The organism is Dapis hubbardiae BLCC-M172 (genome assembly GCF_050016015.1).
Lineage (GTDB): Bacteria > Cyanobacteriota > Cyanobacteriia > Cyanobacteriales > Microcoleaceae > Trichodesmium.
The window spans coordinates 2,504-11,161 of sequence record NZ_JBNHEQ010000188.1 but is presented as its reverse complement, the minus strand read 5'-3'; the positions used below and the strand labels follow the sequence as shown (position 1 = coordinate 11,161).

Genomic DNA, 8,658 nt, shown 5'->3' with positions numbered 1-8,658 from the left:
AAATAAAGTATTTTTGCAAATATTGAGATGCACCCGATAATTTTTTCTATATTTGGCAAAACCTCGTTTCATAAGACTAGCAAAATATGACAAATTAAATAGGATTGATATATTACCAACTGCCGGAATTATTTGTTTATCAAAGATGATTTTGACAAGGTTTATCACGCTATTTAGCTAGTTGAGTTTGTAGTCTATTTCTAGTATAATGATATTGTCAACGATCACCAGATGAATATTAGTCAGTTTTCCAATAATTTTTCTATAGTTGTTCTATGTACTCTACATTACTATTAATAAGTAAGTAATCACCATAATTTTTATCGTGTTTTAACAAAGTTTGTCTTTGTAAATAAGAATATAGTTGCTTTTAGAGACTGGAGAGTAAAATAATTATTAAGAGAGCACGCGAAGTGACTAAAATCTAAAAGCGGTAATACTTCAAGGGATTGAAAGAAGGTAGATAGAGAAGTATTCAGTACATATATTCCTAGATTTAATAGCGACAAATATTTGTCTTGATTTCTTCGGACCTATTCCCAGTTAAGTGTTCCCTGTTCCCTATCTCCTTTTTATATTTGCTGATACATTCAATCTCTTAGGATTAAAGTTGACTGAGGTATAGCATTTCTCACTTTCATCAGAGAACCACTATATAAATCAGACTTTGATAGTTATTTTTCAATAACTTACTACCGATAATTGGTTTTGGCCAATCCTCTTGTTGATCAGAAGAGGTAATTATTAATTGTTGAAAGATAATTGACATGAGATAGAAGAATTAGCTTATAGGATTTTTTGGCTCTATAAATTAGATTTAAACTATCTGATATTTAGGAGAGTAATACCTTTTCTCTGTAACAATGTAGTTAATCATTTTTACCCAGACTTGAATTTTACTGATCGGTGTTACAGTTGAAGTAAGAAGTCGGAAGTTAGAAGGCACAAAGTTAAGTTCTTGTTGTGATTATATTTGATAATTTGAGAATGTCCGCACCCTTAATGGCAACTGCTATATCTTTTATTACAGCAAATTCCACCTTTGTGAGGTACACCTATAGCGGGCAAGATGCCCAAACTACAAACATTTAATTGTTAATATCTGTACTTCATATACGAACAAATTTGCTGTAACTGCAACTTTATGGAGAAATGCTATTAGGCGTTTTCGGCTGTCGCCGACATGTTTGCGTTAGCGCAGCTCCTCTGTAATACCAATTCCCATGCATTATTCCTATACTTGGGCGATACTTCAGTTATTAACTGATCGATACAATCAGAATTATTTTTTTGCTGATTTTAGCTAGTAATTATGTTAATTATTCTTATGTTTGCTTCTCTGTACGGACGCCCTTATGCAACGTCCCTACCTACTCCCCTACTCAACAAAATTTAGAAAAGTTTTTGAGAAATGGTATAAGAGGCAGCAGTCCGTCAGGATAACGCTGTGCGACATGGAAAGCGCAGCATTCCGCAGGAAAACGCGTAGCGGTGCGTAGGACTATCGCCAATCAGGAAGTTTATCTATAATCTAAAAACTAGAGCGCAATAGTTGAATGAATTATCAATTAAAGTGAAACTATTTTATTTATCTGTAATAATGCACTTAATAATTCTTACCTAGACCTCTATTTTACTGAAAACTGTTATCTGTTATTAAGTGCAACTTTACGGAGAAATGGTATTAGTAGAAATTTTAGATAATCAATGTACTTACTCTCATAATTAATATTGATTTTAGACCTATTTATTTATATGTTTTGATAAGTTGTCGTGCAAAATTAATTACACATCTATACAAACTAAATTCTTTCCCTTCTAAAGAGCGCAGAGAATTAGAATAGGTAAATAATTTTCTTTAGGTACTTATAATAATTCCCATGCATTAATGCTATACTTAGGTGACACTTCAGTTATTAAGTAATTAATACAAGGTTTTTGATCTTTTTCCTGATTTTAGCCAAGTTAATGTTTATTATTATTGTGTTTACTCCTCCCCACAGTCCCCACACTCCCCACACTTTCCCAACCAATCAGATATAGCAATATTTTTGAGAAATGGTATTATATAGCTATGATTAATTTTTTGTCTATAATTTAAGTAGATAAATTAATTAAGTCTGAGGTAATATGATGACTCTAAATCCTGCGATAATCAGAGCCGTGGAAAATTTTGGCTACCGCGTTACTGTGGGAGATGTAGCAGCTCAAGCTGGGTTAGATGTTAAGTTGGCAGAACAAGGATTATTAGCTTTAGCTACAGATGCTGGTGGTCATTTACAAGTATCAGAATCAGGGGAAATTGCTTATTTATTTCCTAAGAATTTTCGAGATGTTTTACGCAATAAATTCTGGCGGTTAAGATTAAGAGAATGGTGGGAAAAAGTTTGGCGGATATTGTTTTATTTAATTAGAATTTCTTTTGGAATTTTGTTGATACTTTCTTTGGTAATTATAATGGTTGCTATTGCCATTATTGTTATTTCAATTAATTCTAGCAGTGAACAAAATGACTCAGGTGGTGGGGGTAATAATTCGGGTGGTGGAATGGTATTTTTCCCCCGGTTTGGATTTAATCCTTTTTGGTTTTGGTGGTTTGATTGGGGATATTATGATGAACCTTATAGATATCAACGACAAAGAGAAAGAAAAAGACAAAAATCTCGAACTTCAGATAAAGAAAATGAGATGAATTTTTTGGAGGCTGTCTTTTCTTTTCTATTTGGAGATGGAAACCCTAATTACAATTTAGATGAGCAACGTTGGCAGGCGATCGCTACTGTAATTAAGAATAATCAAGGGGCGGTAGTTGCGGAACAAATTGCTCCTTATTTGGATGATTTAGGAAAAGGATATGCTCTGGAATATGAGGAGTATATTTTACCAGTATTAATTCGTTTTAATGGTCGTCCGGAAGTTAGTCCTGATGGTCAAATTGTGTATCATTTTCCTGAGTTACAAACAACAGCAAAAGAGTGGTATTCTCAACCTGTTTCTGCTTATTTGAAGGAAAAACTTTGGCGTTTTAGCGAGGCAAATTCTGGTCAAATAATGTTAGCAACTGGATTAGGTGCTGTTAATTGTGTTGGTGCTTTAGTTTTGGGTTCGTTGTTAAAAGATGGTACAGTTGTAGCTCAGATTGGAGGGTTTATTGCTTTTGTTGAAGTGATTTATCCTGTATTGCTGGCTTATGGTGTAAGTTTTTTAGTATTGCCATTAATTCGTTATTTTTGGGTACAATGGCGTAATGGTAAAGTTGATAAACGGAATCAACAAAGGCAAAACAGAGCTGTTGCTTTAAACCAGGCTAATAATCTATTAAGTCAGAAAATTGAGTATGCTAGAGAATTTGCTAAAGAAACGATTCTTAGTAATCAAGATTTAGCATATACAACGGAAAAGAATGTGCTAGATCAGGAAGCTGAACAGTCAGATAAAATTGATGCTGAATGGCAAAGAAGATTGAATCAATCAGATAGTTAAAATATTAGTTAAATTTGTCAAACATTCATAATTTATATTGGTAAGCATTTTATTCTAGTTTTAGATAAAAGCTTTATTAATTGAATTAAATTTAATTCAATTCAATCTTACTATAAAAGCCGAATTTAAAGGCTATATTCATTTCTAGCAAGTCCTTAAGGTTTGGATATTATTGCTGTTTGCGTAGCATTCCGCAGGAAGAACTGACCGCTAATAGCTAAATGCTTACTTATATTGTCATTTTAGGACGTTTAAATATGAGGTAATTATTGTCAGATTTTGAGTTATGGCTAAAAGCTACTAATTCCCATCCTTCATTACCCAAATAATTAACTAATTCGTATAATGTTTTATCTTTCCATTGTCGCCATTCTTTACCATTTACATATATGCTAATCAGCTTATCCCCAAAAGGATAAGGGCTTGCTTCTGCTAAGAGATATTCCCACTTTTGCATTTGTTATCTAAAAATATGGAACCATTTATGGGAGAATTTTTCAGGGGTGTGAGGGCAGAGGTAATATTATCGTAATTATTAGTTTGCTTATTAGCTGTCAGGTTTTTTTATCCCTAATATTACATTGGTTTCAAGACTGTTTAATCTTAGGGGTTTGCTGAAAAAGTCTTATGGATGAGGGTAGGAGTCCTAAGGGTGATTCGCGTTTCAGCTATCGCCGACATGAATGGGGAGCATTCCGTAGGAAATCACCCGTACAGGAGAAATGAGAATTACAGAGGATGTAGTCGGATATATTTGTCCCTCAATTGTTCCACCCTTGTCTACTCAAAATCCTCACATTTTCAGCCTTTTGGGAGTAAAAACCTTGCACTTTTTTAGCATACGCAAAGGCTAAAGCCTTTATCTGTCAATACTTTTATATTTAATCAGCCAGCCCTAGTTAATTAATATGCCAAATCCTAACTCTTATATAGCATTTTTATTTGAGATGTAAACTCAATCTCCTTATTTAGTAATTCTTTTAGCACTCTAGATATTTACGAATCATTTAAAAACACTATAGCAATTCCCAAAAAGCGTGAGGTACAAAATTTTAGGTTTGAGGGAACACTTAACTGGGAACAGGGAAGAAAAAGACAAAAATACAACTGTACGTCATAAGCTTGGGAAACGCTATATATACCAGTTATCAAGTCAATAAAATAGATATATTTTTTTACCTTTTCCTCATTTAAGGTTTCTTTATACCCAATGAAATATATAAGACTTTACTTATCTAATCAATAAATTAAACCAAGTAAATTTACACATTTAAAAATGTACCATGCCTAAAGGAGTATTTGAGATAAATTTGCCAAAAAATTACTTTTACAAGGTAAAAAAACTGATTAATACCAGTTCAAAAATATTGCTAGATTAACTTTTTTTAGCAAGGGTCAGGATTGAGGATTAGGGATAGGTCGATTTAGCAATATGGTAAAATTAAATTTGAGGGCTGGTTTTTACCTATTCTCTGTTTCCTGTTGTATATTTAAAGTCAAAAGAGAAAAAAATCTAATTGATTTTGACAACTTTGTATATTACTAATTTATAGCAGTTTTGACTTTAATTGAAGAAATAACTTCAACTATAATTGCCTTTAAACTAGAGTCTCTAGGTTATATCTAAATGAAAAATTCTATAACTCAGAATTTAATCATCAATCTAGACTTGAAAAAAACTGCTAGACAATTAATAATAAATAAATTAGAAATTCTGTAAAATCTATCTACGTTGGAATAATTTTTGTGTTCTCCTAATTGTAAATCAAGCTAATCTAGACTTTATTTATTGATATAGTATCAGCTTCTGATAGATTTTTTCAGACAGTAAAAATAGAGTTAATTATTCAGGAGTATCACCTAAGTTTTACTATTAGCGGACATCAATTCTAGCTAAAGTTGCGCCTTGGTAATAGTACAATAAAATCTGGTGATAATTATATCCATTCCGAGCTAAATTATAAGCACCCCATTGACTCATTCCCACAGCATGACCAAAACCTTTTCCAGTAATTTGGAAACTAGAGGGAATTTGTTGACCTTCAGTTTTCTTAGCACTAACTATAAATCTGGTACTTTTTAATCCTAGAGCTGCTGTAATGTCTGTACCTTCAAGAGTTTTAACCCCTGCATCTCCTAAAACTTTAATAGTAATAACACTACCGTGGGGAGTAGTTGTCTGGGGTGTCATAGAGATAATATTTCCAACTCCTGAGATTCGCTGCTTTAGTTCTGCTTGAGAAAATGATTCAGTCCATTCATAAACTGGGGCATCTTGGTCAAAGTCAGGAACAGCACGGAGGTAGGGTAATGGGTTTGACCAAACATCTTCTACATTTTCTGTGTGTCCTCCAGAAGATGAATGGAATAGAGCTAAAATAATTTGACCATTGTAAGTAAGCACTTGACCTTGAGTGGCATCAACAGCAGCGTAAGTTCCTGGAGATTCTGTTTTAATTCCTTGATAAACTTGCCAGAATTGGTCATTGCCTAGGTCATAGAAATTGTTAGTATTTTCTTGACGCTTATTCAGAGCGTAGGAACGGGCAGCCACTGCCTGAGCTTTTAAGGCTTCTTGTGGCCAGTTGCCGTTCATTTCTGCTCCAATGACACTATAGAGATATTCTTCAAAGTTGACATAGTTAATAGCAGTTATACCTCCCTTATGAGGAATAAGGTGGGTGCGGCCTCGATACCAGCGATCGCCTATCCACACATAACCTTCTCCTTTGGGTTCGATCCACATTTGACCGGAGACCCAGTTGGCCAAAGCTACTTTTCCTGATTGGAGTTCTGCTGCAAAACCTTTAGTTGGTTTGAGTTCGCCAATTGCTCTACCTGCACCATCTCTAACTACTGCGTTTGTGGAACTTCCTACTTTAACTTCTTTAACTCCTTCTTGAATGGCAATTCGCAAGACTAGAGAGGCTTGGGCAGGGGCAATCATTAGTATCCATGTTAGAATAGATATCCACCAATAGCGTTTTAATGGTTTAGTAGTATTACTAATAAAAGAAATAAACAGTAATCCAGAACTCATATTTGTTTGATTTTTTAATTTTATATTCGTTAAAATAAAGAAAATAATCACACTGTAAATATACTTATCATATTTTTTTAGTTTATTGAGGAAGTTTTAGGTTTTGCAGATAACTTTTCTAGGAACCAGTTCTGGTGTACCAACGCGATCGCGTAATGTTTCAAGTATTGCTCTACGTCTGCCTCAACGGGCTGAATTATGGTTGTTTGATTGTGGAGAAGGAACTCAACATCAGTTTCTCCGTAGTGAACTTAAGGTCAGTCAACTCAGTCGTATTTTTATTACCCATATGCACGGAGACCATGTTTTTGGTTTGATGGGTTTGTTGGCTAGTTGTGGTTTGGGGGGAAATGTTAAAAGTATTGATTTATATGGTCCACCTGCCTTAGAGGATTATCTGCAAGCTGGTCTTCGATATTCTCAAACTCGTTTAGCTTACCCAATGAAAGTTTATCAGAGTAGACCAGGGGTGATTTATGAGGATGATGAGTATGTTGTTAGTTGTGGTTATTTGAAGCATCGGGTTACTGCTTTTGGTTATCGGGTAACAGAAAAGGATAGACCAGGGCATTTTAATGTGGAAAAGGCAAAGGCTTTAGGGATTCCTCCAGGCCCGATATATGGGAAGTTGAAACAGGGAGAGTGGGTTACTTTGTCTGATGGACGGAAAATTAATGGGGCTGATTTGTGTGGGGCACCCCAAATAGGTCGGAAGTTTGTTTATTGTACTGATACTGTGTTTTGTGATGGGGCTGTAGAATTGGCGGAGGGTGCAGATTTACTTATTCACGAAGCTACTTTTTCTCATCAGGATGCTGAAATGGCTTTTCAAAGATTGCATTCTACTTCGACGATGGCAGCACAGGTAGCCTTGGCAGCAGGTGTTAAGCATTTGATGATGACTCATTTTAGTCCTAGATATGCTCCTGGAAATCCGATTTTGTTGGATGATTTGCTAAAGGAGGCGCGGGCTATTTTTCCTAATACTGATATGGCTCATGATTTTCTAAGTTATGAGATTCCTAGAGTCTTGACATCTTCTCCGGTGTGTTAGGACAAATTATTCCATAATTAATAATTGGTGGTAGTGCATAGTAATGGTAGAGGGAGTGTGGGGAGTATGGGAGCGTGATAAGAAATTAAAAAATATATATCTTCACATAAAATGCAGGACTCCCCAATAATTAATAATTAGCAATTAATTAGCAATTAATTAGCAATTAATAATTACCGAAATATTCTGGTTTAAAGCCTCCCCTTTTAAGGGGATAATAAATAAAAATTTTCCTGTTTGTCAATCCTCTTCTTTTCAAGGAGAGGTAATTCGCGCATTCTAAATTCTTAATTCTTAATTCTTGAACTATTCTTAAAAATAAGAGGCTTGATTCAGAGGAATTTTTTTCTTTTTTTATCCTTGAAAGGAGAGGCTTTATACCTTAATTTTTGGGTAATACCGTTTTACAGAAGTCAAAAGTAAGATTTTATCGGCTTAAGACCTTAACTATAAATTAATTTGAGGAAATTATTTCACATTTTAAAGTTTGAAACTATTTCTCACATCTTTAAAGTAAATTGGTCAGAAATTACGCAGAGGTACTATATATAGAGTTAAAAAACTATAACGTTATAGTTTTGAACGCTATAGCAATCATTTTTCAGTTGTAAGATTTTAGTGGTAATTAGAAGTCAGGAGTCAGAATATCCAAGGATTTTGATAGTTCTTAATTGCTTTTAAATATCTCATAAATCATTCCTGATGGCTATATATACATGGTCTTTGGGTAAGTCTTGTTGGTATAATAACAAGTCTAGCTTTTTGACAGGCTGATGTTTTGCTTACATAAAGCTGTAACAGGACTTAAGGATAGGTACTATATATAGAGTAAAAAAACTATAACGTTATAGTTTTGAACGCTATATACATGGTTTTTGTGTAAGTCCTATGTAAGTAGGTATGTCTAATTAAATGGTAAAAAAATTGGTAGTCCTCGATTGTCATGGTATAAATCATTCCTGATGGCTATATATACATGGTCTTTGGGTAAGTCCTGTTGGTATAATAAGAAGTCTAGCTTTTTGGCAGGCTGATGTTTTGCTTACATAAAGCTGTAACAGGACTTAAGGATAGGTACTAT

At 34.1% G+C, this 8,658-nt stretch carries 4 protein-coding genes; 2 read left to right on the top strand and 2 right to left on the bottom strand.

Annotated features, from left to right (window positions below; all coding sequences use genetic code 11):
* Positions 1-2,133: 2,133 nt before the first annotated feature.
* Positions 2,134-3,483, top strand: coding sequence for a hypothetical protein (locus tag ACP6PK_RS16975; RefSeq protein ID WP_426561119.1), 1,350 nt, complete (start codon positions 2,134-2,136; stop codon positions 3,481-3,483).
* Positions 3,484-3,712: 229 nt separating this feature from the next.
* Here the strand turns inward: ACP6PK_RS16975 and ACP6PK_RS16970 are convergent, their stop codons facing one another.
* Together ACP6PK_RS16970 and ACP6PK_RS16965 are read right to left on the bottom strand one after the other, a co-directional pair.
* Positions 3,713-3,940 (bottom strand): hypothetical protein, encoded by a 228-nt coding sequence (locus ACP6PK_RS16970; protein WP_426561073.1) that lies wholly within the window; start codon positions 3,938-3,940, stop codon positions 3,713-3,715.
* A 1,416-nt stretch (positions 3,941-5,356) separates the two neighbouring features.
* Positions 5,357-6,523, bottom strand: coding sequence for a SpoIID/LytB domain-containing protein (locus ACP6PK_RS16965; RefSeq protein WP_094673255.1), 1,167 nt, complete (start codon positions 6,521-6,523; stop codon positions 5,357-5,359).
* A 103-nt stretch (positions 6,524-6,626) separates the two neighbouring features.
* On the opposite strand from ACP6PK_RS16965, the gene ACP6PK_RS16960 reads away from it, so the two are divergent.
* Positions 6,627-7,577 (top strand): ribonuclease Z, encoded by a 951-nt coding sequence (locus ACP6PK_RS16960; RefSeq protein ID WP_426561070.1) that lies wholly within the window; start codon positions 6,627-6,629, stop codon positions 7,575-7,577.
* Positions 7,578-8,658 lie beyond the last annotated feature (1,081 nt).

What these genes read in the sequence shown, in the direction of transcription:
- ACP6PK_RS16965 (WP_094673255.1), bottom strand. Translation starts at nt 6,523, where the DNA reads ATGAGTTCTGGATTACTGTTTATTTCTTTTATTAGTAATACTACTAAA.
- ACP6PK_RS16975 (WP_426561119.1), top strand. Translation starts at nt 2,134, where the DNA reads ATGACTCTAAATCCTGCGATAATCAGAGCCGTGGAAAATTTTGGCTAC.
- ACP6PK_RS16970 (WP_426561073.1), bottom strand. Translation starts at nt 3,940, where the DNA reads ATGCAAAAGTGGGAATATCTCTTAGCAGAAGCAAGCCCTTATCCTTTT.